General features: G+C 44.4%; 24 protein-coding genes and 1 riboswitch. Of the genes, 10 read left to right on the top strand and 14 right to left on the bottom strand.

Features of this window, described 5'->3' with window-relative positions; genetic code table 11:
• The first annotated feature begins 323 nt into the window (after window positions 1-323).
• Complete coding sequence (locus tag WH96_RS12915) at window positions 324-1,892, top strand: trimethylamine methyltransferase family protein (RefSeq protein WP_047764622.1); 1,569 nt, start codon at window positions 324-326, stop codon at window positions 1,890-1,892.
• A gap of 288 nt (window positions 1,893-2,180) precedes the next feature.
• Window positions 2,181-3,173 carry a GlxA family transcriptional regulator gene (locus tag WH96_RS12910; RefSeq protein ID WP_047764621.1) on the top strand — a complete coding sequence of 331 codons (993 nt, stop codon included), beginning with the start codon at window positions 2,181-2,183 and terminating at the stop codon, window positions 3,171-3,173.
• Between the two features lie 117 nt (window positions 3,174-3,290).
• Here the strand turns inward: WH96_RS12910 and WH96_RS12905 are convergent, their stop codons facing one another.
• The gene (locus WH96_RS12905) at window positions 3,291-3,617 is read right to left on the bottom strand and encodes a PilZ domain-containing protein (protein WP_047764620.1); all 327 of its coding nucleotides are present in this window, start codon (window positions 3,615-3,617) and stop codon (window positions 3,291-3,293) included.
• Window positions 3,618-3,809: 192 nt separating this feature from the next.
• Here WH96_RS12905 and WH96_RS12900 point away from each other — a divergent pair, with 192 nt between their 5' ends.
• Complete coding sequence (locus WH96_RS12900; protein ID WP_047764619.1) at window positions 3,810-4,262, top strand: hypothetical protein; 453 nt, start codon at window positions 3,810-3,812, stop codon at window positions 4,260-4,262.
• Here WH96_RS12900 and pdxR read toward each other — a convergent pair.
• Window positions 4,259-5,725 carry a MocR-like pyridoxine biosynthesis transcription factor PdxR gene (gene pdxR, locus WH96_RS12895; protein WP_047764618.1) on the bottom strand — a complete coding sequence of 489 codons (1,467 nt, stop codon included), beginning with the start codon at window positions 5,723-5,725 and terminating at the stop codon, window positions 4,259-4,261. The genes WH96_RS12900 and pdxR overlap by 4 nt on opposite strands.
• Before the next feature lie 396 nt (window positions 5,726-6,121).
• Between pdxR and WH96_RS12890 the strand changes: the two genes are divergently transcribed.
• Window positions 6,122-7,621, top strand: coding sequence for a CoA-acylating methylmalonate-semialdehyde dehydrogenase (locus tag WH96_RS12890; RefSeq protein ID WP_047764617.1), 1,500 nt, complete (start codon window positions 6,122-6,124; stop codon window positions 7,619-7,621).
• A gap of 82 nt (window positions 7,622-7,703) precedes the next feature.
• Here WH96_RS12890 and WH96_RS12885 read toward each other — a convergent pair whose 3' ends face one another.
• From WH96_RS12885 to WH96_RS12875, 3 genes are all read right to left on the bottom strand, one after another.
• Complete coding sequence (locus tag WH96_RS12885) at window positions 7,704-9,764, bottom strand: methyl-accepting chemotaxis protein (protein WP_047764616.1); 2,061 nt, start codon at window positions 9,762-9,764, stop codon at window positions 7,704-7,706.
• Between the two features lie 163 nt (window positions 9,765-9,927).
• Window positions 9,928-10,395: a GNAT family N-acetyltransferase gene (locus tag WH96_RS12880; RefSeq protein WP_047764857.1), complete on the bottom strand. Its 468-nt coding sequence runs from the start codon at window positions 10,393-10,395 to the stop codon at window positions 9,928-9,930.
• Window positions 10,396-10,420: 25 nt separating this feature from the next.
• The gene (locus tag WH96_RS12875) at window positions 10,421-11,866 is read right to left on the bottom strand and encodes an FAD-binding oxidoreductase (protein ID WP_082130478.1); all 1,446 of its coding nucleotides are present in this window, start codon (window positions 11,864-11,866) and stop codon (window positions 10,421-10,423) included.
• Window positions 11,867-11,992: 126 nt separating this feature from the next.
• Here WH96_RS12875 and WH96_RS12870 point away from each other — a divergent pair, with 126 nt between their 5' ends.
• On the top strand, window positions 11,993-12,601 hold the full coding sequence (locus WH96_RS12870) for an HAD family hydrolase (protein WP_047764615.1): 609 nt from the start codon (window positions 11,993-11,995) through the stop codon (window positions 12,599-12,601).
• A gap of 15 nt (window positions 12,602-12,616) precedes the next feature.
• On the opposite strand, the gene WH96_RS12865 is transcribed toward WH96_RS12870, so the two are convergent.
• Together WH96_RS12865 and cysQ are read right to left on the bottom strand one after the other, a co-directional pair.
• Complete coding sequence (locus WH96_RS12865; RefSeq protein ID WP_047764614.1) at window positions 12,617-13,663, bottom strand: L-threonylcarbamoyladenylate synthase; 1,047 nt, start codon at window positions 13,661-13,663, stop codon at window positions 12,617-12,619.
• A gap of 14 nt (window positions 13,664-13,677) precedes the next feature.
• On the bottom strand, window positions 13,678-14,535 hold the full coding sequence (gene cysQ / locus WH96_RS12860) for a 3'(2'),5'-bisphosphate nucleotidase CysQ (RefSeq protein ID WP_082130477.1): 858 nt from the start codon (window positions 14,533-14,535) through the stop codon (window positions 13,678-13,680).
• 264 nt (window positions 14,536-14,799) lie between these two features.
• On the opposite strand from cysQ, the gene WH96_RS12855 reads away from it, so the two are divergent.
• The 3 genes from WH96_RS12855 to WH96_RS12845 all read left to right on the top strand — a co-directional run bounded on the left by WH96_RS12855 (window position 14,800) and on the right by WH96_RS12845 (window position 16,990).
• Window positions 14,800-15,432 (top strand): hypothetical protein, encoded by a 633-nt coding sequence (locus WH96_RS12855; RefSeq protein ID WP_047764613.1) that lies wholly within the window; start codon window positions 14,800-14,802, stop codon window positions 15,430-15,432.
• Between the two features lie 181 nt (window positions 15,433-15,613).
• Complete coding sequence (locus WH96_RS12850) at window positions 15,614-16,402, top strand: hypothetical protein (protein WP_047764612.1); 789 nt, start codon at window positions 15,614-15,616, stop codon at window positions 16,400-16,402.
• 12 nt (window positions 16,403-16,414) lie between these two features.
• Complete coding sequence (locus tag WH96_RS12845) at window positions 16,415-16,990, top strand: FlgO family outer membrane protein (RefSeq protein WP_047764611.1); 576 nt, start codon at window positions 16,415-16,417, stop codon at window positions 16,988-16,990.
• Window positions 16,991-17,078: 88 nt separating this feature from the next.
• Here the strand turns inward: WH96_RS12845 and WH96_RS12840 are convergent, their stop codons facing one another.
• Window positions 17,079-17,564, bottom strand: coding sequence for a DUF1203 domain-containing protein (locus tag WH96_RS12840; RefSeq protein WP_047764610.1), 486 nt, complete (start codon window positions 17,562-17,564; stop codon window positions 17,079-17,081).
• Window positions 17,565-17,754: 190 nt separating this feature from the next.
• Window positions 17,755-18,444 carry a 3,4-dihydroxy-2-butanone-4-phosphate synthase gene (gene ribB / locus WH96_RS12835; RefSeq protein ID WP_047764609.1) on the bottom strand — a complete coding sequence of 230 codons (690 nt, stop codon included), beginning with the start codon at window positions 18,442-18,444 and terminating at the stop codon, window positions 17,755-17,757.
• Window positions 18,445-18,574: 130 nt separating this feature from the next.
• A riboswitch (FMN riboswitch) is annotated at window positions 18,575-18,756 on the bottom strand.
• A 153-nt stretch (window positions 18,757-18,909) separates the two neighbouring features.
• On the opposite strand from ribB, the gene WH96_RS12830 reads away from it, so the two are divergent.
• Complete coding sequence (locus WH96_RS12830; protein ID WP_047764608.1) at window positions 18,910-19,326, top strand: GNAT family acetyltransferase; 417 nt, start codon at window positions 18,910-18,912, stop codon at window positions 19,324-19,326.
• A 26-nt stretch (window positions 19,327-19,352) separates the two neighbouring features.
• Here WH96_RS12830 and map read toward each other — a convergent pair whose 3' ends face one another.
• From map to WH96_RS12815, 3 genes are all read right to left on the bottom strand, one after another.
• A complete protein-coding gene (map, locus tag WH96_RS12825) occupies window positions 19,353-20,147 on the bottom strand; it encodes a type I methionyl aminopeptidase (protein ID WP_047764607.1) in 795 nt (264 codons plus the stop codon).
• On the bottom strand, window positions 20,128-20,403 hold the full coding sequence (locus WH96_RS12820) for a ParD-like family protein (RefSeq protein ID WP_047764606.1): 276 nt from the start codon (window positions 20,401-20,403) through the stop codon (window positions 20,128-20,130). Before WH96_RS12820 ends, map begins: the two co-directional genes overlap by 20 nt.
• A 97-nt stretch (window positions 20,404-20,500) precedes the next feature.
• A complete protein-coding gene (locus tag WH96_RS12815) occupies window positions 20,501-21,721 on the bottom strand; it encodes a bifunctional alpha/beta hydrolase/OsmC family protein (protein WP_047764605.1) in 1,221 nt (406 codons plus the stop codon).
• A gap of 228 nt (window positions 21,722-21,949) precedes the next feature.
• Here WH96_RS12815 and yaaA point away from each other — a divergent pair, with 228 nt between their 5' ends.
• On the top strand, window positions 21,950-22,729 hold the full coding sequence (yaaA, locus tag WH96_RS12810) for a peroxide stress protein YaaA (protein ID WP_047764604.1): 780 nt from the start codon (window positions 21,950-21,952) through the stop codon (window positions 22,727-22,729).
• A gap of 53 nt (window positions 22,730-22,782) precedes the next feature.
• Here yaaA and WH96_RS12805 read toward each other — a convergent pair whose 3' ends face one another.
• Both WH96_RS12805 and WH96_RS12800 read right to left on the bottom strand, forming a co-directional pair.
• On the bottom strand, window positions 22,783-22,962 hold the full coding sequence (locus WH96_RS12805; protein ID WP_047764603.1) for a hypothetical protein: 180 nt from the start codon (window positions 22,960-22,962) through the stop codon (window positions 22,783-22,785).
• 299 nt (window positions 22,963-23,261) lie between these two features.
• Window positions 23,262-25,277: an ASKHA domain-containing protein gene (locus tag WH96_RS12800; protein WP_047764602.1), complete on the bottom strand. Its 2,016-nt coding sequence runs from the start codon at window positions 25,275-25,277 to the stop codon at window positions 23,262-23,264.
• Window positions 25,278-25,515: the final 238 nt, after the last annotated feature.

The raw sequence follows: 25,515 nt of genomic DNA, 5'->3' as shown, positions 1-25,515 counted from the left end.
CGCAGTTTACGACATTAATGATATTTTACGACACTTTTAACTTTAACAGATCTTGACCCTTTTGGGACAAAGAAAGTCGCTTTGTCTCAGGGTCGATAAATCCGACTCGTCTGTTCCGGTATCTCAAATAGAGGCTCTCGGTTTAGTTATTTCTCAAAAGTATGATTTAATTGGGCGAAACCGTCAGTCTGTTCTCAAGGTTTTTACTAGGGAAATAAGCTTGTTACCCCTCCTTGCCGCATTTGGTTTTTTGTCTGTCGCAATCTAGACAGAGCCAGATCAGTCAGAAGGGAATATTCGAGATCTCTATGGGAGGGCAATTAATGAGTGATACAGAAAAAAGATCAGGTCGCGCCGGGCGCGCCGGTCGAGGTCGTAGTGGCGGTGGTGCTACTTCGCGACGTGCCGCCAGATCAGGCGGTTCTTCAGAGCAACTGAAATATATTACACGTAACATTCCTTATTTTGAGACGCTGAATGAAGAAGCGCTTGAAATTATTGAATACAATGCGGAAACAGTCCTGGAAGAAATCGGGATTGAATTCCGTGATGATCCTGAAGCCCTTCAGATTCTGAAAGACAATGGCTGTGATGTTCAGGGCGAACGTGTTCGTTTCCCTCGTGGTCTGGCCCGTCAATGGTGTGCGCATGCACCAAGTGAGTTTACTCAGCACGCCCGTAACACGGAAAGATCGGTGGTTATTGGTGGAAAAAACACTGTTTTTGCGCCGGTATATGGTCCTCCCTTTGTCCGTGATCTTGATGGTGGGCGTCGCTACGCAACGATCGAGGATTTCCGGAATTTTGTGAAGCTGACCTATTCCATGCCTGCACTTCATCATTCTGGCGGTACGGTTTGTGAACCTGTTGATATTCCGGTGAACAAGCGTCATCTGGATATGCTCTATACGCACATGCGTTTCTCTGACAAACCTTACATGGGTTCTGTAACTGCTCCGGAACGCGCGGAAGATTCCATTGCGATGTCGAAATTGGTTTTTGGCGATGATTTTGTTGAAAACAATACGGTCATGATCAGCTTGATCAACGCCAACTCGCCAATGACGTTTGATGATACGATGCTGGGTGCGTTGAAAGTATATGCCCGTCACATGCAGGCTTGTATTATCACGCCGTTCATTCTCGCGGGCGCGATGGCTCCTGTAACCGCTGCTGGTGTGATGGCACAATCTCTTGCCGAAGGTATGGCCGGTATTGCTTTTGCGCAAATGGTTCGCAAAGGTGCGCCAGTTGTTATGGGGTCATTCGCAAGCTCTATTTCAATGCAATCAGGTGCGCCGACTTTCGGAACCCCAGAACCAGCATTGGTTCTTTATGGTATGGCACAGCTTGCTCGTCGTCTTGGTGTTCCTTTCCGTTCAGGTGGGTCGCTTTGCGGTTCAAAGCTTCCAGATGCACAAGCGGCTTACGAATCAGCAAACACAATCCTGCCGACTTCATTGGCTGGGGTGAACTTTACGCTTCACGCCGCTGGATGGCTCGAAGGTGGTTTGATTTCATCCTACGAGAAATTGGTGATGGATGCTGACCAACTGGGCATGATGCAGCGTATGTTGGAAGGTTATGATATGACCGAAAATGGCCAGGCTATGGACGCTCTTCGTGAAGTTGGTCCGGGTAATCACTTCCTTGGTTGTGCTCATACTCAGGCTAATTTTGAAACAGCCTTCTTCCGTTCGAACATTGCAGATAATAATTCTTTTGAGCAGTGGGAATCAGAAGGATCTCTTGATGCTTATCAACGTGCGAATGCTGTTGTGAAAAAGACTTTGGAGCAATATGTAGCCCCGGATCTTGACGCATCAATTGATGAGGCTCTGAATGAGTTTATCATTAAGAAAAAAGACTCTATGCCAGATGCCTTTACATAAAAAATCTGAATAGATCTTATCTGTTATGAAAAGGCGGCTTTTGCTGCCTTTTCTTTTACGTAAAAGGTAAAAGTAATATTCGCTTCTTGTTTACTTGAAAACTTTCTGATAATTGGCATTTTATAGAGTAAAATAAGCTCAAAATGAAATGAGTATACATTTTAAGGTTCGTGCAAGAGAATAATGTTATGAATAATGTTGTTCTGTGTCCTAATGGTACTTAATACGCGCTAACTGATAGATTGTATCTTCACATTGCTAACATGCGTGTCAGGTGAAAGTTTAGAGATGATTAGAAAAGCCCCGCAAGAATTGCCACAGCGCATTGTTTTTTTCCTGGTCCCCAAATTCTCTCTTATTGCTTTTACGTCTGCTGTAGAGCCATTAAGGCTTGCCAATAGAGAAGCTGGAAAAAAGCTTTATAGTTGGAATCTTGTCAGTGTTGATGATCAACCTGTTATATCATCTTGTGGTATTCCAATTTCACCTGATATTAATCTTGATGAACTAGATAGTTTTCACGCTGCAATTATCTGTAGTGGGGAAGATGCGCACAAGATTACTGATCGGCGTATTCACTCATGGTTACGTCGGATAGAACGTAAAGGGGTTGATATCGGTGCGCTTTGTACCGGGGCACATATTCTGGCGAAAGCTGGGTTGCTTGATGATTACAGCTGTACGATACATTGGGAAAATCTGGCTGGGTTTCTAGAGGATTTTCCTGAAATCGAAGTCACACCGGAATTGTTCGAAATTGACCGTAATCGTTTTACCTGTGCCGGTGGGACCGCGTCACTGGATATGATGCTCAATGTTATTTCTGCTCAACACGGACACGAGTTGGCGGGGGTGGTCGCGAACCAGTTTATGCATGATCGTATTCGCGATGAGCATGATCAGCAGCGTATGTCTATGCCAGTTCGATTAGGGGTGCGGCATCCAAAGTTGCTGGCTGTTATCAAACTGATGGAAGAAAATCTGGAAGAGCCTCTGACACGCATTCAGTTGGCTAAAGATGCTGGACTTTCAACACGGCAGCTAGAACGGCTCTTCCGTAAATACCTGAGCCGTTCTCCTGCACGATATTATCTGGAACTCAGATTAAACAAAGCACGCCTTCTTCTATTGCAAACAAACATGTCTGTTATTGATGTAGCTCTTGCTTGTGGTTTTGTATCGGCGTCTCACTTTTCAAAATGTTATCGCGACTTTTTTGGGCGAACACCAAGAAAAGAGCGTGGATTACCAGGACTTCCCGGGGAAGAAGAGGACGCCTAGCTCATTGAAGACCAGGTCTTTAAGCCACAAATTATTTTTAAACAAAAAATCCTGCAATGTAATTTTGTAGGATTTTTTTATGTATTCATTCAGCAAATAGTTGAGAGACTTGAACGTCTAACTTTTATTATCGAAAGGCTCAAAACAGCTTTTTGGTAAAAGGGGTTCAAGGACATTGGCAATGTCGTGAGGGGCGTCGGTGAAGTTAACGCCGACATTTGTACCGTGGTCCCAGGCAACGGAAACGTTGAGTGCTGCGGATTGAGAAAAGCGGAGTGTTTCGATTATTTCACCCGTTATTGGATTATCAAATTCAAGCTTTGCACCTGTTAAAGAGATATCCATCACGGCACAGTCTTTTTTGCGCAGATTACCGTCAACCCGGCCGGCTAGAATAACCTCTGCCCTTGGAAATATCCTGCGATCTTCGACTGATTCACTCATTAGCTGGATCTCCCTTACAGCAAATAATTTTTAATCATGGATAACTGACTGTGATTAAAAAAACTTTAAACCCATTGTGTTGCAAGGACAAAATAATTTCTTCTGCAATTTATGGTTAATTTTTGTCAATGAATATTTAACGTAAATTTTAGATTTAATTTACTAAAATAGTCCTGCTTGTTGGAGGGTATTATGGTTTCTGTTGCACAATTGGGGGAAAGTTTCTCTGAAGTTTTCAGAGAAGAAAGTTTGGTGAAGACCAATGATGGTCTTTTGAGTGTACCGGTTGGTTCGGGGCAAGGAGTTCATGCTTTGCAGGAAATGCTCGCTAATTCAGTTGCTTTTGAAAACACGACACAGTCTGGTTCAGATGATTTAAACCAGTCATTACGGTCTATGGAAACTGCTTCATCAAAAATGTCTGATCTTTTTCTTGATGAAGCTAGTGATAGCCTTGCAGAAATTGATGTGAGACCCGTTGACGGTGATGCCTATCGTCCTACGCCATTTCTTAATCAGGGTATGCTTTCTTTTTATATGCATTCTGATGAAACAGTACAGGATGAGGGAATGATTCCGATGCCTGAATTGGTTGAAGACGAAGAGTTTGATTTAGTTCCGACTGTTGGACTGACGCTTCATTAAACTTCACTTAGCTCGTTCAGAGTAGAATGAAGTTGTTTTAAACCGTTTTCAATAGAAGTGTGTTCAATTGCTGTGTACCCAAGACGAAAAAAGTGTTTGGGGGGAATAGCGTTAAAGTCGTAAATAGTACCCGGTTCCAAAACAACGCCTTTCTTTAACGCCCTTTTTAAAAGCTCTTTACTGTCCAGATTTTTGGCTCCCTCTACCCAAAAACTAGATCCACCGGATGATCTCTGGAAATTTATTCCCATTGTCTCTAACCCGTTTTTCATTTCAAGCCATCTGTTTTTATAAATTCGCCTTAGTTTTTTACGCAAAGCATCGTGATGTCCTAGTGCTAGGAACAACGCCATGGTCCGCTGATTATTGGTTGGCGTATGCCGATGCATAAGGCGTCCAAGGGCTCTTGCTTCTTGGATGATTTCTTTTGAGGCAACAAGATAGCCAAGCCGTAACCCGGGAAAGAAAGATTTGGAGAGACTTCCGACATATACAACACGTCCAGTGCTATCCAAAGATTTCAGGGCAGGGGTTGGGGAGCTTTCGAAATTCAATTCAGGCTCGTAATCATCTTCAATTACTAGCGTATTATTTGTTTCGACCCGTTCGAGTAATTCCTTCCTTCTTTGTAAGGGCATTGTAACGGTTGTGGGAAATTGATGACTTGGGGTAACCGCCAGGACATTGCAGTTATCAATTTGCTGATCTGGAATTAAGCCGTGATGATCAAGATTGAGATACTGAATACGTGACCCAATCAGCTGAATAATATTACGCAAGTCCGGATAACCGGGGTTCTCCATACCAAAAAGAGTATTGTTGTTAAGGAATAGCCGCGAAAGAATATAGAGACTGTTTTGGGCACCCGCTGTAACCAGAATTTCCTCTTCACTTGCATGAATCCCACGGGTGGGCAGTAATCGTGTTCTGATCTGCTCAATCAGAAAAGGATCATCTACTCCGAGGCGATCTTCTGTCCAATCGGCCATCGCGTTCAGGCTTAAGGCTTGCCGGGAGCACTCTCGCCAGGCGGCTATTGGGAAAAGGGATTTATCAACCTGAGCTGTTACAAAGGGGTAAGGGTAATCACGCCAATTTTCTGGTTTTTCAATATTTTGCTGGTGACTTGGGCGATGTTTCATTTGTCGGAAAACGGGATCGGATAGAGGGGGAGCTTTGGAGTGGGATGGCTTGTCCGCTTTCAAAGGAAGGGTCAGGCGATCACTGACGTAGATACCGCTACGTTCTTTGGAAGTCAGATAGCCATCATCGATCAAAGAATTATAAGCTTGTGTAACAGTAATTCTGGAGACGTTTAACTGTTCAGCCAACTTTCGGCTGGAAGGAACAGGGTTTCCGGCAGGCAAGCTTCCTCCTAAAATAGCAGAAACAAATTGCCGTCTGATTTGAAGTTGGAGAGACTCAGTACTTCCTTTGTCCAGAATAAAAAGGCTTTCTGACATTATATGGAGTCCTTTTCTCGTCTTCAAAATTAGGGGTTTACACTTGACATTTTACGAATATGGAATATTTATTCCAAATAATTTTTATATAGAATAAATGCTGTTGATCTGCGGTTGTAACAGAATATCAGAATTGTCCTTTATTTATTTTGCATAATAACGATCATCAGAAAGCATATAACATTTAAGGAATGAAAACATATCTGGATATAGAGAATAGATAAAACTGGATATATGAACAAGAGGACGCAAACTCTTAAATGTTCGCGAAGAATAAAAGTCATTTTTGCTGAAGTCATAAAGCGGAAGTGCTGAACATTCAAAATGACAAATATGAATTTGAAAACCCTGTTACAGCGTAAAAATCGCTACAACTAGCAATGTGGGAGTAGGCTAATGAGCCAACAAATCGGACACTTTATTAACGGGCAAAAAGTTACTGGAAACAGCGGTCGATCTGCAAGGATTCACAATCCTGCTTTGGGGCAGGTTTCTGGTGAAGTGGCCCTGGCGTCTGCTGACGAAGTTCGGGACGCTATTGCCGTGGCAGAAGCTGCATTACCGGGATGGGCTGCAACACCGCCTTTGCGACGTGCGCGGGTTATGTTCAAGTTCAAAGAACTTATAGAACAGAACATGGATGAGTTGGCGGCAATGGTCAGCGCAGAGCATGGTAAAGTGATCAGCGATGCTGTTGGATCTATTACCCGCGGTTTGGAAGTCGTCGAATTTGCTTGTGGTATTCCACATCTACTAAAGGGCGAACACAGCGAAAATGTTGGTACAGGTGTTGATAGTCACTCTGCGCGCCAGCCTGTTGGTGTCTGTGTGGGAATTACACCGTTCAACTTTCCGGCAATGGTTCCTATGTGGATGTTCCCAATCGCAATCGCTTGCGGTAATACCTTTATCCTGAAGCCTTCTGAAAAAGATCCCTCGTGCCCGTTACGTCTTGCTGAGCTTCTAAAAGAGGCTGGTTTACCTGATGGTGTTCTAAACGTTGTGAACGGTGATAAGGAAGCCGTTGATACTTTGTTGGAAGATGAGCGTGTCAAAGCCATCAGTTTTGTTGGATCCACTCCGATCGCCGAATATGTGTATAAAACAGGTACGGCAAACGGGAAGCGTGTTCAGGCCCTGGGCGGTGCAAAGAACCACATGGTTGTGATGCCGGATGCAGACATGGACCAAGCTGTTGATGCACTTATGGGGGCCGCTTATGGCTCTGCCGGTGAACGTTGCATGGCGATTTCTGTTGCCGTTGCGGTTGGTGATGAAGCTGCGGATACCCTGATTGAGAAGTTGGCACCAAAGGTTGAGGCTCTTAAGATTGCGCACTATGAAGTTGCTGATGCTGAAATGGGCGCTTTGATCTCTGCTGAACATCTGGCAAAGGTAACAGGCTTTGTAGATGCTGGTGTCAATGAAGGTGCTAAACTGGTTGTTGATGGACGTGGTAAAAAACCGGAAGGTCTTGAAAACGGTTATTTCATCGGTGGATGTTTGTTCGATAACGTTACTTCCGATATGACGATCTACAAAGAAGAAATCTTTGGTCCAGTATTGGCGGTAGTTCGTGTAAACACCTTTGATGAAGCTGTTAAGTTGATTAACGATCACGAATACGGAAATGGTACTGCGATCTTTACCCGCGACGGAGATTCAGCACGTGAATTTTCGCACAAGATCCAAATTGGTATGGTCGGTGTAAATGTGCCAATTCCGGTGCCGATGGCTTTCCATTCTTTTGGTGGATGGAAAAGATCTCTGTTTGGTGATCATTCCATGCATGGCCCAGAAGGTATTCGTTTCTACACTCGTTTGAAGACAGTAACGACACGTTGGCCAACTGGTATTCGTAGCGGTGCCGAATTTATGATGCCGACGATGAAATAAAAAAATTGATTATTTCCTAGTAAAAAAAGCCTCGGAGTTTTTGCTAACTCTGAGGCTTTTTTTGTTATAGGAAAGGATTAGGTTAGGCAGAACGCACGTCATCTAGGAATTGATCAACATCTTTTTCCAGATTGTCGGCCTTGGATTGCAAAATGCTAGCAAGCTCCAAAACAGTCTCGGCCGCACTTCCGGTTTCTTCGGTGGAATTTTTAACACGCTTGATATTATCACTGACAACCGATGTGCCATCTGCAGCAAGTTGCGCATTTCGTGTGATTTCGGTCGTCGCCGCTGATTGTTGTTCTACTGCCGCTGCAATGGCGGTGGATACTTCGGATATCTGATCTATTTGTTGGGAAACGGATTCATTTGTTTGAACGGCCGTTTCCGTGGTGCTCTGAATTGCGTTAATCTGTGCAGAAATATCTTCCGTTGCTTTTGCTGTTTGATTGGCAAGGTTCTTGACTTCGTTGGCAACAACGGCAAACCCTTTACCTGCTTCTCCGGCTCTCGCGGCCTCAATGGTTGCGTTTAGGGCCAACAGGTTTGTCTGTTCTGCAATCTCCTGAATAAGCTGAATAACTTCTCCAATATTTTGGGCTGAGTCCGATAGCCCCCTTAATGTGTTGGTTGATTTTTCAGCTGCACTAACTGCATCTAATGCAGATTGTTTAGCTTGGGTAACTTGATTCGAAATTTCACTAATAGAACTTACAAGCTCTTGAGCCGCTGATGACATAGTTTCTACATTTGAAGCTGCATTTTCAGTGGATACTTCTGCTGATGTTGATTCATCTCGTGCTGTATTGGCCGTTGAGGACATGGTCTTGGCAGATCCTTCCAACTCGCCTGATAAGCTGGAAAGATCCTTTAGCGTTTCATTGATGGTATTATCAAAAACACTGACCAGGTTTTCAATTTCAGCGGTTCTTTTTTCCCGTTTTTCACGATTCACGCGTTCAGCTTGTTCCAATTCGTCATTTCTGATTGCGTTTTCCTTGAACACCAGCACAGCTCTGGACATATCGGAAATTTCACAACGTTGCTTTTTTAACCCGGGTACTTCAACGCTGTTATCCCCCTTGGCAAGTTTTTGCATAACCTGTGTAAGGCGCGCAACGGGACGAACAATGCTGCGTACGGTTGCTATAACGATAAATGCTGTGAGCGATAAAAGGACAACAAGTAAGATAGATACAATCAGAAAACGTGTTTGTTGATCTGTTTTGATGGAACTTGCCAAATCGATAAGATTTTGTGCAAAATAATTCTCCATTAACTTGAAGAGTTCCAAGCGAGCAGTTGCTTGCTCCATCCATCTGGTTTCGTTGATATCCCCTGTATTCCCTGATGAGAAGCTTTTAAATGCCGCCTGCCGCATTTGATTGACATCTTTAACGACTGGCCCGCTGATTGTCTTATTAAAGTAGGCGAATTCGTCTGGGCTTGCGAATTTTCCAGCATCATTCAAATACGCAGATTGTGATGCAATCATCTGAGAAAAACTTCTGTATAAGCTGGGAGAGAAACTACCGGATTGAAAGCCTTGTGCTCCAATGTGTCGCTCTCTGCTCGCGCGCTCTTTACCTTGTAAAAAAGAGGTGTAAGCGGCAATCACCCGGGTAATATCAGCGTCATCACTGATGACGGCCATAACCTCTATTGTTGATAGCAAGCGGGCAATCGTGCGTTGATAAGAACGTAAGGCATCGCCTCTTTTTAGAGATTGATTTAAAGTAGATTTCCGATTGTTTTTTAGGTCACTCAAAGAGGTTTGAACACTGTCGACTTTTTTCATGAAAGATTCTTCGTAGGCTTTCACGTCGAATACAGCCAAGTCTTTTGTGTAGAGGGATAAAACAGTATCGGTTTTCTTAAATTGAGTTTTGAGTTCAGAACCAAAAGCTTTTCCGTTATTACTTAGAAAGCTGGCCGTCAGGTCACGTTCATTCTGTAACTCGTGGACAAGAGTTCCCAAAATCGGTGCTAGAATAGCAAGATCTTCGAGTTTTTGTGATGTACCCAAAGCCTTTTGTTCTTTGACCAGATTATAACCAGAAAGAGAGAGTAGGGCTAAAATAGGAAGGAGGAGACAATAAAGTATCCGGGTTCTGATTTTTTGATCACTTATATAACGTATCATACTTCATATCCAAGAAATTTTGGTAGCATTGCACTACCTCTATAGCGAGCTGTCTTGCGACTTTTCTATAAGTTAGGACGAAGTGATTAACGTTGTACCAACAAATCAGTTTTGATGATCAATTTTTTGTCATTATAAGAAAAATAGGATAATATTCTTTGAGTTAATTGCTTAAAGGTTTAGACATTTTGTAGTTTGTTAAACGTTGCCCTCGCAGAGAAACCGTTTGTTTTTGCATAACTTTAAATCCCTTTCTTTCAAAGAAAGGCCGTGCCGTAATGCTAACCTCGGCATAGATCTCATCCAGCTCCAGGCTTTTCGCCTTTTGTTCAAGCTTTGACATCAATTTGTGCCCGATACCAAGTCCCTGTTTTTTATGGTGGACATAAAAACAATCGATATGGCCATTTTGTTCAAGTTCAGCAAAGCCAACAATATCGCTATCGTCCTCTGCTACGAAAATACAATAGTCTTTTGTTCTGTTTTGCCAGCGGTTGATATCAAAATTTTCCGGCGCCCAGGCTTTTACTTGTTCTTGTGTATAATCCTGAATATTTACGTTGTGGACAGTATCAAAGAACAGTTGAAATAGTGTGGTCACGTCTTCGGGTTTATGAGGCCTAATAATCATAACTGAATGCATCTTTTGAGAAAATCTAACTGACGGGTATAAGTTTTCCGGGATTCATAATCCCCTTGGGATCTAATGTTGTTTTTATACTTTTCATTAGCTGTATTTCTATTGGCGATTTGTAATGCTGGTTTTCATCGCGTTTAACACGGCCAATGCCATGTTCGGCTGAAATTGATCCGTTAAAGCTATGGACAATGTCGTGAACAACTCTGTTTACCTCTTCCCAGCGATCCAAATAATCCTGTTTGTTCATATTTATGGGTTGGGATAAATTGTAATGAATGTTGCCATCACCGAGATGCCCAAAGGGATGAGGTCTGATACCCGGGATCAGTTTTTGGACGGCTTCATTGGCCATCTTGATAAAGGCTGGGACAGATGAAACTGGTACCGAAATGTCGTGCTTTATAGAGCCACCTTCTGCTTTTTGGCACAGAGTTATATTTTCCCGAAGCAACCAAAAACAATCTGACTGTGTTTTGTTTTGTGCTAAGACGCCGTCCTTTATCCAGCCCTTTTCAAAAGCGGTTTCCAGATAGTTATCAAAATGATCTTTCAGGTTGGAATGATTGATAGCTACAGACGCTTCCATCAGGATGTACCAGTCGTATTGCCCTTCTATTGGATCAATCACACCTTGTCCGTGTTTTTGAGCAAAATCTATACCGATCCATGGCAGAAGTTCAAATGATGTCAAAGCATCGCCGAGCATTGCTTGAGCAAGATTAAGTAAAGGAAGGGAGGTGTCGAGATCTCTAAGAGCCAAAATAGCAGTTTGCTGTTCTTTAGGTTTCGGGAAAAGTTGTAGAACTGCCGCAGTGATAATCCCCAGTGTTCCTTCTGACCCAATGTAGAGTTGTTTCAGGTCGTAGCCTGTGTTGTCTTTTTGTAAGGCTCTTAGGCCATCCCATATTTCTCCGGTAGGGGTGACAACTTCCAATCCCAATATTAATTGCCGTGTATTTCCATAACGAATGACGTTAATGCCGCCAGCGTTGGTTGCGATATTACCGCCGATCTGGCAGCTACCCTCGGCCCCAAGTGATAGGGGAAATAAGCGATCATGTTTTGCGGCATGTTCTTGGATTGTTTGTAGAATACAGCCAGCTTCGACAATCATGGTGTTATTGGCGGGATCAATAGCCCGTATTTTGTTTAAACGACTTGTGCTAAGGACAATTGCATTATCACCAGGGAAGGGGATACCACCACTTACAAGCCCCGTATGGCCACCTTGAGGAACGATACCGATGTTATATTCCGCGCATAGTTTGACGACATCCGATACTTCTTGTGTTGTTTTCGGGAGCACAACCAAAGATGTTTGCCCGATAAAACGCCCCCTTTGTTCAACCATATAAGGCGCGATGTCATCGTGGGTCGTTATCATCGCCTTGGCGTCGATAGCTGTTTCCATATCAGACAGGAATTTTTGCGGTAGCTTCGGAGAAATATTTTTGTCGGCCATTATTTTGACAGGATTTCTTGCAAGGTTAATTGGTAAAGGGATGGCCTTAGCCTAAATCTCTTTTCTCTGGGGGGCCAGAATTATTCTATTACCCATTTGTTCTAACAGATTTTTCTAGAGAGATTCATGATAAAAAATGTCGTTTTCGATTTTGGTGGCGTACTGATTGATTGGAATTTGCGTTACCTTTACCAATCAGAATTTTCCAGTACAGAGGAAATGGAACGTTTCTTAAGTGATGTTTTTACATTTGAGGCAAATCACAGGCTTGATGCCGGGGAAAGTTTCTCCAGTGTTATCGGTGAGCTCCAGGGCAAGTTTCCAGAATATAAGGATGCACTTGCTCTGTTGTTGACAAGATGGCCAGACACGCTGGGGGATGAAATTACAGGGACAGTAGAAACGCTTGAAAAGCTTCACGCCCAAAAGGCCCCGCTTTATGGTTTGACAAACTGGTCCGAAGAGACTTTTCCTCATGCCGAGGCACGTTTTCCCTTTTTGCAGTATTTCAAGGGCATAACCGTCTCTGGCGCCGTTAAGTTGGCAAAGCCGGATCCAAAAATTTATCACCGCTTGTTATCTGATTTCTCTTTGAAAGCAGAAGAGTGTGTTTTCATCGATGATCGTGAAGATAATATTATGGTGGCCAAGGATCTGGGGTTCAAAGCAATTCACTTTACGGAACCCGGCTTAATGAACAAAGCGTTACAAGAGCTTGGGGTACTAAAAGGTTAGATTAAAAGGCCACTTTTATTTAGGGGCAGCAGCACGTTTTAGCCGATCGTTTATCGCAAGACCCAAACCAGTATTCGGGATTGGCATTGCGGCGATGCCTTGCACATCTTCTTTTTGATCCAGTTCATGAAGAGCGGAAAAAAGATTTGCTGCTGCCTCTAATAGATCGCCTTTTTCGCTAAGGTTGAGGCAGTATGCAGCCCCCAAAAGTGGCTTTTTACCGAAAGCGAGCAGAGCTTCATTTGCGGCAACTTCTGTGGCGTTTAATCGCAGTGGAAGTGTCGGGGCATAATGACTCTTCAAAAGACCGGGAGACTTGAGCGCATTCTGGCTTTGGAAGGTGTTTTCAGTGGTTGGGTCATCAGGTGAAGCCTCTGCCTTGCTTTCCATCAAAGATTTACCCATTTGGATGGAACCAATAACGGCTTCTATCTCTTCCCTGGTGATGTTCCCCGGACGAAGAAGCACGGGAATCTCCCCAGTCAAATCTATGACAGTTGATTCAAGGCCAACTGCACAAGCCGTGTCTTTCCCATCGAGGATACAGGACACTTTTTCACCCAGTGAGTAGGCAACATGCTCTGATCTGGTCGGGCTTATCTTTCCAGATGCATTGGCGCTGGGTGCTGCAAGTGGAAGGCTCGATTGTTGAAGTAAGGCATGGGCAATTGGGTGACCGGGAACACGTACTGCGAGGCTTGGAAGACCTGCAGAGCACAGTTCGGCAATATCGCAGCTTTCTGCACGGGGCAGAACCAATGTTAAAGGGCCGGGCCAGAAGATTTGAGCAAGTTTTTGCGCCTTTTCGTTGAAGGTCACCCGCTTTTCAGCTTCTGCCAGATCCGGGAAATGCACGATTAAGGGGTTGAAACTTGGTCTTCCCTTGGCTTCGTAGATTGATGCACAGGCTGTTGCATCTGTTGCATTGGCGCCGAGCCCGTAAACAGTCTCTGTGGGAAATGCGACCAGCCCACCCGCACGCAGTAAGTTACAAGCATGATCCAATCCTGCCTGATCTGCGTTAAAGATATTCTGATATCTGTTTTGAGACACGGATGCCATCGGGTAATTCCGGTTTATTTCTCTTCTGTGGGAAGGTCTTCATCTGACAAATCAAAACCGGCATCCAAATGTTCGCCTTCGGCAACAAAATATGGATTTCGGAAGTTGAACTTCCCGTAGGTTAGAGGGTCTCCGTCCGCATCGCTGAGGTGTCCCCCGGCAGCGAGAAGAACCGCGTGGGCTGCTGCTGTGTCCCATTCCATTGTGGGGCCAAAACGCGGGTAAAGGTCTGCCCTACCTGCTGCGATCAGGCAGATTTTAAGCGATGAACCTGCCCCGATCTGCTCGTGAACTTTACGTGTTTTCAAGAAGTTATTTAAATCGTCATTATCACCGTGGCGTCGGCTTGCCACAACTGTGGCGCCCTCTGTGGGAATAGAACGGACCTGAGCAACAACCGGCTCGTAACCTTCTTCGAAGAAAATGCAGATATCTGCAGAGACCCAGGTTAATCCCTTTGCCGGGGCATGGACGACACCAGCAACAGGAATACCGTTCTCAATTAAGCCGATGTTAACCGTGAATTCACCGTTTTTGTTGATAAATTCTTTTGTGCCGTCAACAGGGTCAACCAGCCAAAACAAGCCGTTATCTACCTCGGGAATTTCTCCTGCCGAAGCGGCTTCTTCTGATACAACAGGGATATCAGGTGTAACAGTATTCAATGCGCCGAGTATAAATGCTTCTGCGGCTTTATCAGCTTCTGTTACAGGGGAGGCGTCATCCTTTTTCTCTACCTCAATTCCCGATGGTCTGTTGTAGATCTCCATGATGATGTCGCCTGCCCGTTGGGCAATCATGAGCAGCGCATTCATCAAATCACGGTTGTCATCGTGAACAGGGATTTCTGTTGGAATTTGCAGCTGGCTCATTGGTATCTCCTTGGGTGAGCTGTCTGTGATAGCTCTCATATGCTTTAATCGGTATTTTCAAGATGAAGCTGGTAGCTTATCTGTCTTGTACTGTCTAGAATTTTACGTGCATAACTGTTCTTCTTTGGCATAACTGGTCTTCTTAGGTCGTATATACACAAAGATTTTATCTCGTGCAGTATTTTCGGCACGATATCTTATTGCAATAGATGTTTTCTGGTGGCATTTGTGCTGCTGTTATTTTCTACTGGGGTGGAGTTCACTGTGTCCAAAAGCTTATTGATTTCTGGCGTGGTCTTGTTGCTGGCCGTTTCTGGTTGCAAAGTTACCAAGCCATCAGAGAAAGCTTTGTCTCACCTCTCAACATCTTATGCTGTTGATGATATCGGCTATTGCTATGGTCATGGCTGTCAGCATAAAGGTCAGGTTTCCTTGAGTGAGGGGCAGTGGCTGGAGATACAGAAATTATTTAAAGCCAGAAAACTTTCTCCTGCAGAAGAGCGTCAGGCAATAACAGTTGCTATCGGACGCATAGAGCATATCGCTGGTCAGCAGAATGGAACTGATAAAGACAAGGCTGGTACTTTTCTGGGTGATGTCGGTGATCGGCAACTGGATTGTATTGACGAAGCTGTGAACGCCTCTAACTTTATCTCGCTCATAGAACGAGATGGCTTGCTGAAATACCACGAGCTAAGAGAACCGCAGTTGAGAAGTTGGGTGAGTGGCAATATTTTGCATGCAACCGCCGTTTTGGAACAGGTTGTAGGCAAAGAGAATAACGCAGTGACGATGTGGTCTGTTGATAGTTCTTTTTTCAAGAATGGTGAGAGTGCAACGGTGTCTCCTCTTGATCAGTGGCAAACAGGCTGGGTTCCTGAAGGTGGCGTGAATTAGGGTGTGTTGACTTATCAAGTTGAAGCGGTGTTTTTAGGACATGCTTCTAACGATGTAGCCAAAAATTAACGATACAGCCAAAAATTAACGGTACAGAAAGAGTTTGTCGGTAAACAGGTAACAGGCATAAGTGCTAATGCCAAAGATTACCGTGTGTTGAATTCTGTATTGGAGATGCTTCATGTTGAAGCCAGCCGTGATACTTCTGGCCGTTGCCAGTTTTACTCTATCTGCTTGTGGAAAGCCTTGGGTAAAACGGGATCAACAACCTCAAACCACTCATAGCCAATATAAAGTTCTCACCTGGAATGACTGGAATCTTCTCGGACAACGATCTTCTGCCCGAATTGTGAACGATTTGTCGGCAATGCCGGATTTTGGAATTTCGCCAGTTGTAGATGCTTCTGCCTCTGATAAGAGAAAAAATGAAGTTGTTAGTTATTCGTCACCCAAGCCTTTCTATGTACAGCCTGGTCCTTTTGATATGCCCTTTAGCAGGGCCTTTAAACGTATTTTAGAAAACGAACTTCTGGCAAATGGCGTGCCGGTTGTATCTTCGCCCAAAGGGGCAATTGTCGTGAACTATCAAGTTCAAAGCTTTTTCTATGATGATAAGGGGTATCGCTTACCTGCATCACCGGAATCTGTTTTTGGTTTGGCAACTGCTATTGGTATTAAAGAATACGGGAATTGGGGAACGTTAAGCACAATTGGTGCTGGGCTTGTTGCAACTGAGCTTGTCCGGGGATTAATTGATTTTGGGGCTGTTACCGATGCTGAAATGGTTTTGACGACGTCAATTGCCCATGGTGCTGAACTCGTCCACCAAAAGTCAGAGGTGCTATACGTACGCCCTGAAGAGCTTTCTCTATATATGACCAGTTTACCTGCGGATCGTCCGATACGTGCGACAGCGACGGGGGCTGAAGAAAAATTACCCGTTCAAACCATCGCAATTGTGACGCAGTAGGGAGTAACGATAATGAAACATCTTTTTCTTTCAACTGCGCTTTTAGTCTCATTAGCAGGTTGTTCACCTGAATCTCTAAACATATACAGTGAACCCGTTGAGCAATCAGAAGTAACTGTAGAGCTGTTACCAGAAGTTTATCGTGCGGCAGATACCCTTGTGATGACGTCTAATCAAGCATTGGACCAGAATGCATCCGTTCTTGTTGCCTCGATTGTTGATATTGATGCGTTGGAGACGAGTTCGACATTTGGCCGTACGGTGAGTGAACAGCTTTCCGGACGTATTGCTCAGCTCGGATATAGTGTTTTAGAAATCAAAATGCGTGATTCAATTGCTGTTCGCCCAAGACAAGGTGAGTTGATGCTGTCCAGAGATCTTGCCTTTTTGGCCGGACGTCAAAATGCTCAGGCAGTTTTAACAGGAACCTATTCGATTAGTGAACATAGTGTTTTTGTTAATCTGCGCTTACTTCGTGCCGGGGATGGTCTTATATTATCTGCGACAGATTTTCGAATTGAAAAAGATGCTGATATCGCATCTATGCTACCCAAGAAAACCAACGGTGGGTGGGTCCTCGTTCAGTAAACAGAAGATTTTCGAACAAGTATGAAAAGTCCTGTTTTTACACAGGGCTTTTTTTGTATTCTGCGATTATTGATCTGGTCCAGGAAAATTATGCACGTTCAATACGGCAGGTAAAACAGTTATTTGCCGCAGATCTTGCATGTATATAGGCAATGTTATCTGCCTCGAACATCTTTACAGATTCTGCTTCAATATCAGATGATTTGATTGCTTTTCCTGTGCCGTAAACGATCCTGTTTTCACTGTTATAGCCACGAATTAGCGTTATTCCCTGAGATTTTATATTATCTGGAATTTTCCCGTTATTATTATGGGAAACACACGTTTTGCTGTGAAGAAAAATTGGGCCAGATTCAGCATAAGGCTGTTTTTCAGGAAAAGGGCGGTATGAAATGACCAGCACTTCTTCTCCCTTTTCAATTCCTTTTAAACAATGTCGACAGGGAAAACCATCTCCATCAGAGATCATTTTCTCAGGGATCAAACCGTTCTCATCACAACCACCTGATTGGAGATGGCGTGCATGTTCTGTTGGAATTGCAATAAACTTAACGATGAGATTTTGTGCTGACATTGTTACCTCCATGTTTAATGTTGATAAGAGATAATCAAATAATGGCTTTTAAAAACATCTGATTCTTGCCCAGTAATTCAGAAAAAGGGTAATTCAGAAAAAACGTGTTCAAAAGGTGAACTTAAAGAAGAAGAGGCCCCTTAAGTGTAAGGGGCCTCTTCTGGGGTATGGGATAGAATTTTCTGGTTTGCTATACGGCGATTGCAGCAGTCTCTGTTTTCTTGCGATACAAGATAATATCATCAATGCATACGACAGGCAGGTTGTGTTTTTGTCCGAATTCGATGATTTCGGGCAACCGCGCCATTGTACCATCCGGGTTGGTCACTTCACATAGAACGCCTGCAGGTTTCCATCCGGCCATTGCGGACAGATCACAGGTTGCTTCTGTATGTCCCTGGCGTGTTAGAACACCACCAGCCATGGCCCGTAAAGGGAATACATGGCCAGGACGGGCTAAATCATCAGGCTTACAGTCATCAGCAATTGCTGTCTTAACCGTTGTTACGCGGTCGGCGGCGGATACTCCTGTGGTGACACCAACCTTTGCTTCAATGGTAACGGTAAAGCCGGTTCCCATAGATGAGTTGTTGTCCTGTACCATCTGAGGCAGATCGAGATTACGAAGCTTTTCATCTGTCATACAGAGGCAAACAATGCCACTACATTCGCGGATAAGCATTGCCATCTGTTCGTTGGTCAGAGTCTCGGCAGCGAAAATGAGATCGCCTTCATTTTCTCTGTCTTCGTCATCAACGACGAGAATCCCCTTGCCAGCACGCATGGAAGAAAGAGCCTTTTCCACTCTTTCATAGGGCGTGCCGAACTGCGCCAGTAGAGACTGGTGCGTATTGTTGTGATCGTTTGCGATCTGATTCATGGTTGTCACTCCTAATAAGCGGCGTAACCAGAATCAGGGCGTGTTCAGAAAGGGCGAATGATTATATCTGTCAAAGACACAGATCATCCGCACACGCAGAATAAACAGGCTTATTGCCATGCTCATTCCTGCCTATCCTCTCCCATCCGGACTGTTACCGTCGGCTCTGGAATCTCACCAAATCTGCTGACCCCTTGATTTCTGGACCCGAAAAGATCCTGAAGCCAAGGGCGCTCGCGGGCTTCTTTTTTCTACATATCGTATCTAAAAGTTACCGCCGGTCGGGAATTTCACCCTGCCCTGAGAACAAGCGCCTAATTGCACATACTTAAAAGAATCTTCTTTCAAGTCGGCTAACCCTAGACCAATATCTTTGCCCTAGGCAAGTCGGAAACCGCCAATTTTGACAAAATATGCGACCTGTTAAGGAAAGCGTTAGCAGGTGTTATTAGTAAAGAGGGAACTATGGATATCAGGTCTTATCGTTCGGAAGACAGGGCAGGGCTACTCCGTTTATGGGAAGAGGATGATCCCAATCCGTCGCCCTGGAATAAGGCGGCTGATATTTTGGATAACAAACAACGTTATCAGCCCGGGTTACTTTTTGTCGCCGAAGACGACGGCACAATCGTCGGAACAACGATGGCTGGTTATGATGGCCGTCGTGGTTGGATATACAGTGTCGTCGTCGCGCCGACCCATCGACGGCAAGGCATTGCGAGCAAGTTACTTACGCTTGCAGAGCAGGAACTGGTGTCACTCGGTTGCACAAAGTTGAATTTACAGGTGCGTGATGGCAATGAAGGTGCTGTTAAGCTTTACAAAAGTCTTGGGTATGGTGTCGAGCCTCGTGTCAGTATGGGGAAGAGGCTGGAGGGATAAATCGTCACTTACGGCGGAGTTAATATTTAAGACGCGATCCTGAGTATGAACTCTTTTTCTTCATCACGATAGGTCAAGATCTCATAGCCTGTAGCGGTGACCAGTATTGTATGTTCGCATTGGGCGGATAACCGTCTGTCTTTTGTTGATACGGTCCAGCCATCAGGGTGCTGTCTTATCGTTGCCTTTCCCTGATTGATCATTGGCTCAATTGTAAAGGTCATACCTTCTTTTAGAACGATGCCCTCACCAGATTTTCCGTAATGCCTGACCTCTGGTGGCTCATGCATTTTTGAGCCAATACCATGACCACAAAACTCCCGAACAACTGAGTAACCGTTTTTTTCTGCGAGAGACTGGATGGTAAAGCCAATATCCCCAAAGGTATTGCCGGGTTTTACGATTTTTATAGCCTGATACAGACATTCCCGTGTGATCTCGATTAGCTTTAGTGCGTGCGGTTGGATTTTGCCAACAGCAAACATTTTGCTGCTATCGCCGTAATAGCCATCTTTGAAAACAGTTAAATCGACATTGATGATATCACCTTTTTTCAGCCGTGCAGATTTTGATGGTATGCCGTGACATATAACATGATTAACCGATGTATTGATGGCATAGGGATAGTCGTATTGTCCTTTGCTTCCCGGCACAGCATTCAAATGATGTTGGATAAAATCGTCACAAAAATCATTGATCTCCATTGTTGAGATCCCGGGCGTAATAATACCTTTGACCTGATCAAGAACTTGGGCGGTAAGTGCGCCAGCAACACGCATCTTGTTAATCTCTGTTGCTGTCTTAATGACGGGCTGCTGCATTAGTTACCTGTGCCTGTATTGGCTTGGCTCTTGGGGGGGTATTTGCAGGTGTGTTCTGATTTTCCGGTTGGCTGGATTGTTCCGCTTCTCTAAGAAGTAGAGAGAGAATCTCTCCGTAGTTAAGCCCCGGGTTTCTTTCCGCAAGCATGCCAATCTTCATCCAATGTTCTGCCTGAGCATTGATTGATCTGGTCATGGCTTTGCTTGCGACACGAATGTTTTCGTGTATTTCGCTGGAGATTTTTACAATTCCCATATTAACGAATCCATATATGTTTTGTATATGAATCGTATATATTGTTGATGGCGAAACTTCAAGCGATATGCAAGCTAACCTAAGGAATTATATTTCCTTAAGTTAGCTTGTCTTTTACAACAATCTTGTTTTCCAATGTCTTGTGAACAGGGCATTTACCGGCAATTTGCAACAGGCGTTGACGTTGTTCTTCGGTAAGTTTTTCGCCTACAAGGCTGATATTACGGGTAATGATGTCAATCTGGTGCCCTGATTGTTCGCAATCTGCACTGTCCTGGCAATGTTCTCTTGTATGCGATAACTCAACATCCAGATCTTCAAGCGGCCATTGTTTATGATTGGCGTACATACGGATTGTCATTGATGTACAAGCACCCAGTGCTGCCAGTAACATTTCGTAAGGATCTGGTCCCTGATTGCCGCCACCCATAGTCAAGGGTTCATCCGCAAGCCAGTTGTGATGATCTGTTTTTATATGTCTTAAGAAGGCTTTGTTCTCTTCCTTGACAATGACATGCCCTTTTTCTGGTGCGGGCGTAATGTCTTGAGGAGAAGATGAGGACGATACATAGCGTTCTACCCAGGCTGCAATTGTATGGCCAACATAGGCTGCATCTGCTGCATTGGTTAATAGGTGGTCGGCTTGATCCAGAGAGATAAAACTCCTGGGGTGTTTGGCAGCTGTAAAAATCTTGCTTGCTTCATCAATACTTACTGTAGTGTCTCGTGGGGAATGAAAAACGAGGAGTGCTTTTCCCAGATTACCGATGTGTTCTTTCATATTGTGGTTCGATATGTCCGTCAGGAACTGCTTGGTTATATTAAAAGTTCTGCTGCCCAGCTGGACAGGGGCGACGCCATCTTTCTCAATTGTTTCTACCTGATCAGAAAAAAGATGGCTTACATGTTCGGGATCACTTGGGGCGCCAATCGTGATGACGGCTTCGGCTTCGGGAATATCTCTTGCTGCAGCAAGGACTGCTGCGCCGCCAAGGCTATGACCAATTAACAGGCTGGGTGCCTCGTACTGTTCTTTAAGTAATCTTGATGCTGCAACTAAATCGGCAACATTGGAGGAGAAATTCGTGTTGCCAAAATCACCGTTACTTCCACCAAGTCCTGTAAAGTCAAAGCGCAATACTGCAAATCCCTTTTCAACCAGGCTACGGCTGATCCGTGTTGCGGCGGGGATATCTTTTCCGCAGGAAAAACAGTGGGCAAAAAGGGCGTATCCCAAAGGTTTCTGGTAGGGCAGCTCTAGGGCCCCTGAGAGTTCATTTCCTTGAGAGTTTTCGAATGTAAGCTTGATGCGCTGCATGGATGTATCCGCTGGATTGTTTGGGAATAGGGCCGAGAAGGTGAATACTAGCACGAGTAAAGAAATTTGGAGTGTAAGGTTTTAGTGAACACCTGTGATTGATGGTGTGATTGATGTCATAACTGAAAAAAACATCTGGTAAGCTATTATGGTTCTTGTTTGATGAGGCTTTAGTTCTTACCTTATGGAGGAAATAAAAATTCTTTAAATCCAAATTCTGAGGTCCTTATGTTAGCTGTTGTTTCTCCTGCAAAAAAACTAGATGAGAGTGCTGCTAAAATTGATTTTATGACATCTCAACCTGTGTTTGAGGATCAGATAAAGGACCTTCTTTCGGTGACGAAAGATTTAACCCGTGCAGATCTTCGGAACTTGATGAGCATAAGTGAAAATCTGGCGGATTTAAATTATCAGCGCTATCGTAATTTTTCTTTCCCCTTCACTCAGGATAATGCCAAAGTTGCTGTTGATACATTCAAGGGTGATACTTATGTCGGCCTTGATGCGGAAAACCTGGATGAGGATGAGCTTAGATATGCACAGGACCATCTTCGCATCCTCTCTGGGCTTTATGGATTACTGCGTCCCCTTGATTTAATGCAGCCCTATCGTCTGGAGATGGGAACAAAGCTGCGTAATCCTCATGGCGAAGACTTATATGATTTTTGGGGGGATCAAATCACCAAAGAGCTTAGCGCCCAACTCGCTGAACACAGCGATAGAATATTGGTAAATGTTGCTTCTAATGAATACTTTAAGGCTGTGCAGACATCAAAATTAGAAGGTACGGTCATCACGCCTGTCTTTAAAGAAATTAAGGACGGAGTTGCAAAAATTATCAGTTTTCCTGCAAAGCGTGCGCGCGGAATGATGGCGCGATTTATTATTCAAGAGCGAATTGATAAAGCTGAGGGGCTAAAGGATTTTACTGCTGGTGGCTATGCTTATCGCTCTGATCTTTCAAGTGCATCAGATTTTGTATTCACCCGTGAGCACGGCAAAGCGTAAAAAGCTGCTATTTGAAGAGAATTTTTAGTATAAACCTTCTTATAGAAGAGTGATTAGTGTGTTGTTTCTAAGGCTTGAACTTGCTGTTTGATTACCTTTAGAGCACCGTTGAAACCATGTTTCTCTAACTGGTAGGCAATAACACCACCATAGGCTCTTTTGCTAATGCCAAAAGTTTGGTGCGTGATGTTATCCGCAGCAAGACGGCTTTCCAGTTGTTCTGTTGTCGGCATTTCCTTTTGCCTCCTTCACTTCGCTTCGAACAAATATAATTCGAAACGTAAGTATTGATGTCTTGCCTGTGACATTTTTCTGTTCATATGACGATTATACAGTACAAAATAGTTAATGAAAAGTTAATTTGTTAACTATTATTAATGTTTATGTTTGAAATGTGTCTTAAATATCAATTTGAAGAAATTATTTTAAAGTTAGATTGGTTTTCGGTGATGTTTCTTGAGGCATGTGGACATGAATAAACAAAGGGGCGAATTAAGTCCGCCCCTTTGTTTATTGGTTTCATCTTTTTAATTTAACGCCTGCGTCTTCTTCTGCGACCACCTTCGCCAGATCCTTCTGCCGCAGGGGCGCCGACTTTTCGTTCTGGTAGCTTGACGACTTTTGCCAAATTAACAAATTCGTCAATTGTATTGGGCATTCCCATGGCGTTGACAAAGTGTTCCTGGAACTTTGGTTCTACTGCCGTTTCAATTTTCTCAACGCGGCGAACGACATCTTCGATCTCTTTACGGGCCGCTTTGTTGAGTAGGGCGATACGTGCTCCTGTGCCTGCGGCATTTCCGGCTGATTTTACACGTTCCAGATCGCAATCAGGTATTAGGCCAATGACCATGGCATACTTGACATCAATATGACTGCCAAAGGCACCTGCAAGCTGAATGCGGTCGATGGTTTCCACGTCCAGTTTTTCCATTAGTAATTTAACCCCGGCATAAAGGGCAGCCTTTGCTAATTGAATGGCTCGGACATCGGTTTGGGTGACAGTGATCAGTGGCTCGTTCTCACTAATCACGTAGTCGTAAGTTTTACCGTTAAACTTTACCCGTGGAGATTTTTCAGACTGTGCTCCATCAATAATGCCATCTGTTTGAATAATTCCTGCCAGGAACATTTCACCAATAGCTTCGATGATACCTGAACCGCAGATACCGGTAACGCCAGTTGATTTCGTTTGCTCGGCAAAACCTTCTTCATCGGACCAAAGATCACATCCGATTACCCTATATCTTGGTTCTAACGTTTCTGGATCAATTCGAATTCGCTCGATGGCACCCGGTGCAGCGCGTTGCCCGCTTGTAATCTGTGCACCTTCAAAGGCTGGTCCTGTTGGGGAAGAGCATGCAAGCAATCTGTCTTTGTTTCCAAGAACAATCTCGGCATTGGTACCTACATCACAGATTAGTGTCACTTCGTCCTGGAGATGAGGGCCTTCGGAGAGAATAACACCAGCGGTATCCGCGCCGACATGGCCTGCGATACAGGGAAGAATGTAAACACGACCATCAGGGCTTATGTTTAGTCCAAGTTCACTTGCATAAAGATCAATGGACGAATTCAGTGTAAGGGCAAAAGGTGCGCCACCCAACTCCGTTGGGTCGATGCCGAGCAAGAGATGGTGCATGACGGGGTTACCGACAAAGGTCATGCTGAGAATGTCTGTGCGTTCGATTTTACCTTCTTCTGCTACCACACCAATGATGATATCCAGGGCTTCGCGAACCGCAACAGTCATTTCCTTATCACCGCCGGGATTCATCATGACATACGATACGCGACTCATAAGATCTTCCCCGAAACGAATTTGGGGATTCATGATACCGGATGAAGCTGTGACTTTGCCTGTTTGTAAGTCGCACAGATGTGCGGCAACAGTGGTAGATCCCAAATCGACAGCGATGCCAAAGGCATTTTCTTTATAGCCGGGCCAAACGGCTATGATTGTTTTCTCGTTCTCAACCGCAACTGTTACCTGCCACTTACCTTTTCTCAAAACTGGCTGCAAGGTTTGTAGTGTCCGTAGATCGCAGTGTAAGCTTGTTAGGCCCCATTGTGCTTCAAGGGCGTCTTCCAGGCGTTCCAAATCACCTGATGGATGGTGCATGTCCGGTTCTGCAACTTCGACATAATGCAGGCGAATGGGGGGATCGATTTCGATTTCACGAACATCAGCGCGCTTGCGGACGACCTGTTTATGAACCTGGCTTTCAGCCGGGACATCAATAAGAAGATCACCTTCAATCATGGCTTGACAGGATAAACGACGCCCGTCTTTCATCCCTTTTTTACTTGCATAACGTTCTTCGACGCTGGAAAAATCAGTCATGTTTGCGCACGAACTGACGATCTTGTGTTTCGCGAATTCACCTTCGCCGGCTTCAACCTGACAGCGGCCACAAATGCCGCGACCACCACAAACTGAATCAATATCAACACCCAGGCTACGGGCAGCTGTTAAGACAGGTGTCCCGACCGGAAAATCACCACGTCGACCAGAAGGAGTAAATACGATATGTGCATTTTTAGCCACGGGTCTCTCCTCGTATTTTTGCCCCTTGTTAGCGTTATTATACGTGCGGGGCTGAGCTTTTGTTTTAGGATCTTAGTGTGGAACAGGAAAACCATGTTCGATATCAAAGAAAATTATTTTTTAAGGCAAAAAAGTCCTCTTCGTAAATGATATGAAGAGGACCTTATTATAACTACCAACTATTCGGTGGAGCTACTTAGGCCCGCCTACGTCTGTTGCGACGTTCACCACGTGCACT

The sequence above is a fragment of the Kiloniella spongiae genome (assembly GCF_001026905.1).
Classification (GTDB): domain Bacteria; phylum Pseudomonadota; class Alphaproteobacteria; order Kiloniellales; family Kiloniellaceae; genus Kiloniella; species Kiloniella spongiae.
This window is presented reverse-complemented; position numbering and strand designations above follow the sequence as displayed.

What these genes read in the sequence shown, in the direction of transcription:
- WH96_RS12865 (WP_047764614.1), bottom strand. Translation starts at nt 13,663, where the DNA reads ATGGCATCCGTGTCTCAAAACAGATATCAGAATATCTTTAACGCAGAT.
- WH96_RS12890 (WP_047764617.1), top strand. Translation starts at nt 6,122, where the DNA reads ATGAGCCAACAAATCGGACACTTTATTAACGGGCAAAAAGTTACTGGA.
- cysQ (WP_082130477.1), bottom strand. Translation starts at nt 14,535, where the DNA reads ATGAGCCAGCTGCAAATTCCAACAGAAATCCCTGTTCACGATGACAAC.
- WH96_RS12805 (WP_047764603.1), bottom strand. Translation starts at nt 22,962, where the DNA reads ATGCCGACAACAGAACAACTGGAAAGCCGTCTTGCTGCGGATAACATC.
- pdxR (WP_047764618.1), bottom strand. Translation starts at nt 5,725, where the DNA reads ATGTCAGAAAGCCTTTTTATTCTGGACAAAGGAAGTACTGAGTCTCTC.
- WH96_RS12840 (WP_047764610.1), bottom strand. Translation starts at nt 17,564, where the DNA reads ATGTCAGCACAAAATCTCATCGTTAAGTTTATTGCAATTCCAACAGAA.
- WH96_RS12850 (WP_047764612.1), top strand. Translation starts at nt 15,614, where the DNA reads ATGTTGAAGCCAGCCGTGATACTTCTGGCCGTTGCCAGTTTTACTCTA.
- WH96_RS12875 (WP_082130478.1), bottom strand. Translation starts at nt 11,866, where the DNA reads ATGGCCGACAAAAATATTTCTCCGAAGCTACCGCAAAAATTCCTGTCT.
- WH96_RS12820 (WP_047764606.1), bottom strand. Translation starts at nt 20,403, where the DNA reads ATGGGAATTGTAAAAATCTCCAGCGAAATACACGAAAACATTCGTGTC.
- WH96_RS12910 (WP_047764621.1), top strand. Translation starts at nt 2,181, where the DNA reads ATGATTAGAAAAGCCCCGCAAGAATTGCCACAGCGCATTGTTTTTTTC.
- WH96_RS12915 (WP_047764622.1), top strand. Translation starts at nt 324, where the DNA reads ATGAGTGATACAGAAAAAAGATCAGGTCGCGCCGGGCGCGCCGGTCGA.
- ribB (WP_047764609.1), bottom strand. Translation starts at nt 18,444, where the DNA reads ATGAATCAGATCGCAAACGATCACAACAATACGCACCAGTCTCTACTG.
- WH96_RS12845 (WP_047764611.1), top strand. Translation starts at nt 16,415, where the DNA reads ATGAAACATCTTTTTCTTTCAACTGCGCTTTTAGTCTCATTAGCAGGT.
- WH96_RS12830 (WP_047764608.1), top strand. Translation starts at nt 18,910, where the DNA reads ATGGATATCAGGTCTTATCGTTCGGAAGACAGGGCAGGGCTACTCCGT.
- WH96_RS12880 (WP_047764857.1), bottom strand. Translation starts at nt 10,395, where the DNA reads ATGATTATTAGGCCTCATAAACCCGAAGACGTGACCACACTATTTCAA.
- WH96_RS12885 (WP_047764616.1), bottom strand. Translation starts at nt 9,764, where the DNA reads ATGATACGTTATATAAGTGATCAAAAAATCAGAACCCGGATACTTTAT.
- WH96_RS12815 (WP_047764605.1), bottom strand. Translation starts at nt 21,721, where the DNA reads ATGCAGCGCATCAAGCTTACATTCGAAAACTCTCAAGGAAATGAACTC.
- WH96_RS12905 (WP_047764620.1), bottom strand. Translation starts at nt 3,617, where the DNA reads ATGAGTGAATCAGTCGAAGATCGCAGGATATTTCCAAGGGCAGAGGTT.
- WH96_RS12870 (WP_047764615.1), top strand. Translation starts at nt 11,993, where the DNA reads ATGATAAAAAATGTCGTTTTCGATTTTGGTGGCGTACTGATTGATTGG.
- yaaA (WP_047764604.1), top strand. Translation starts at nt 21,950, where the DNA reads ATGTTAGCTGTTGTTTCTCCTGCAAAAAAACTAGATGAGAGTGCTGCT.
- WH96_RS12900 (WP_047764619.1), top strand. Translation starts at nt 3,810, where the DNA reads ATGGTTTCTGTTGCACAATTGGGGGAAAGTTTCTCTGAAGTTTTCAGA.
- map (WP_047764607.1), bottom strand. Translation starts at nt 20,147, where the DNA reads ATGCAGCAGCCCGTCATTAAGACAGCAACAGAGATTAACAAGATGCGT.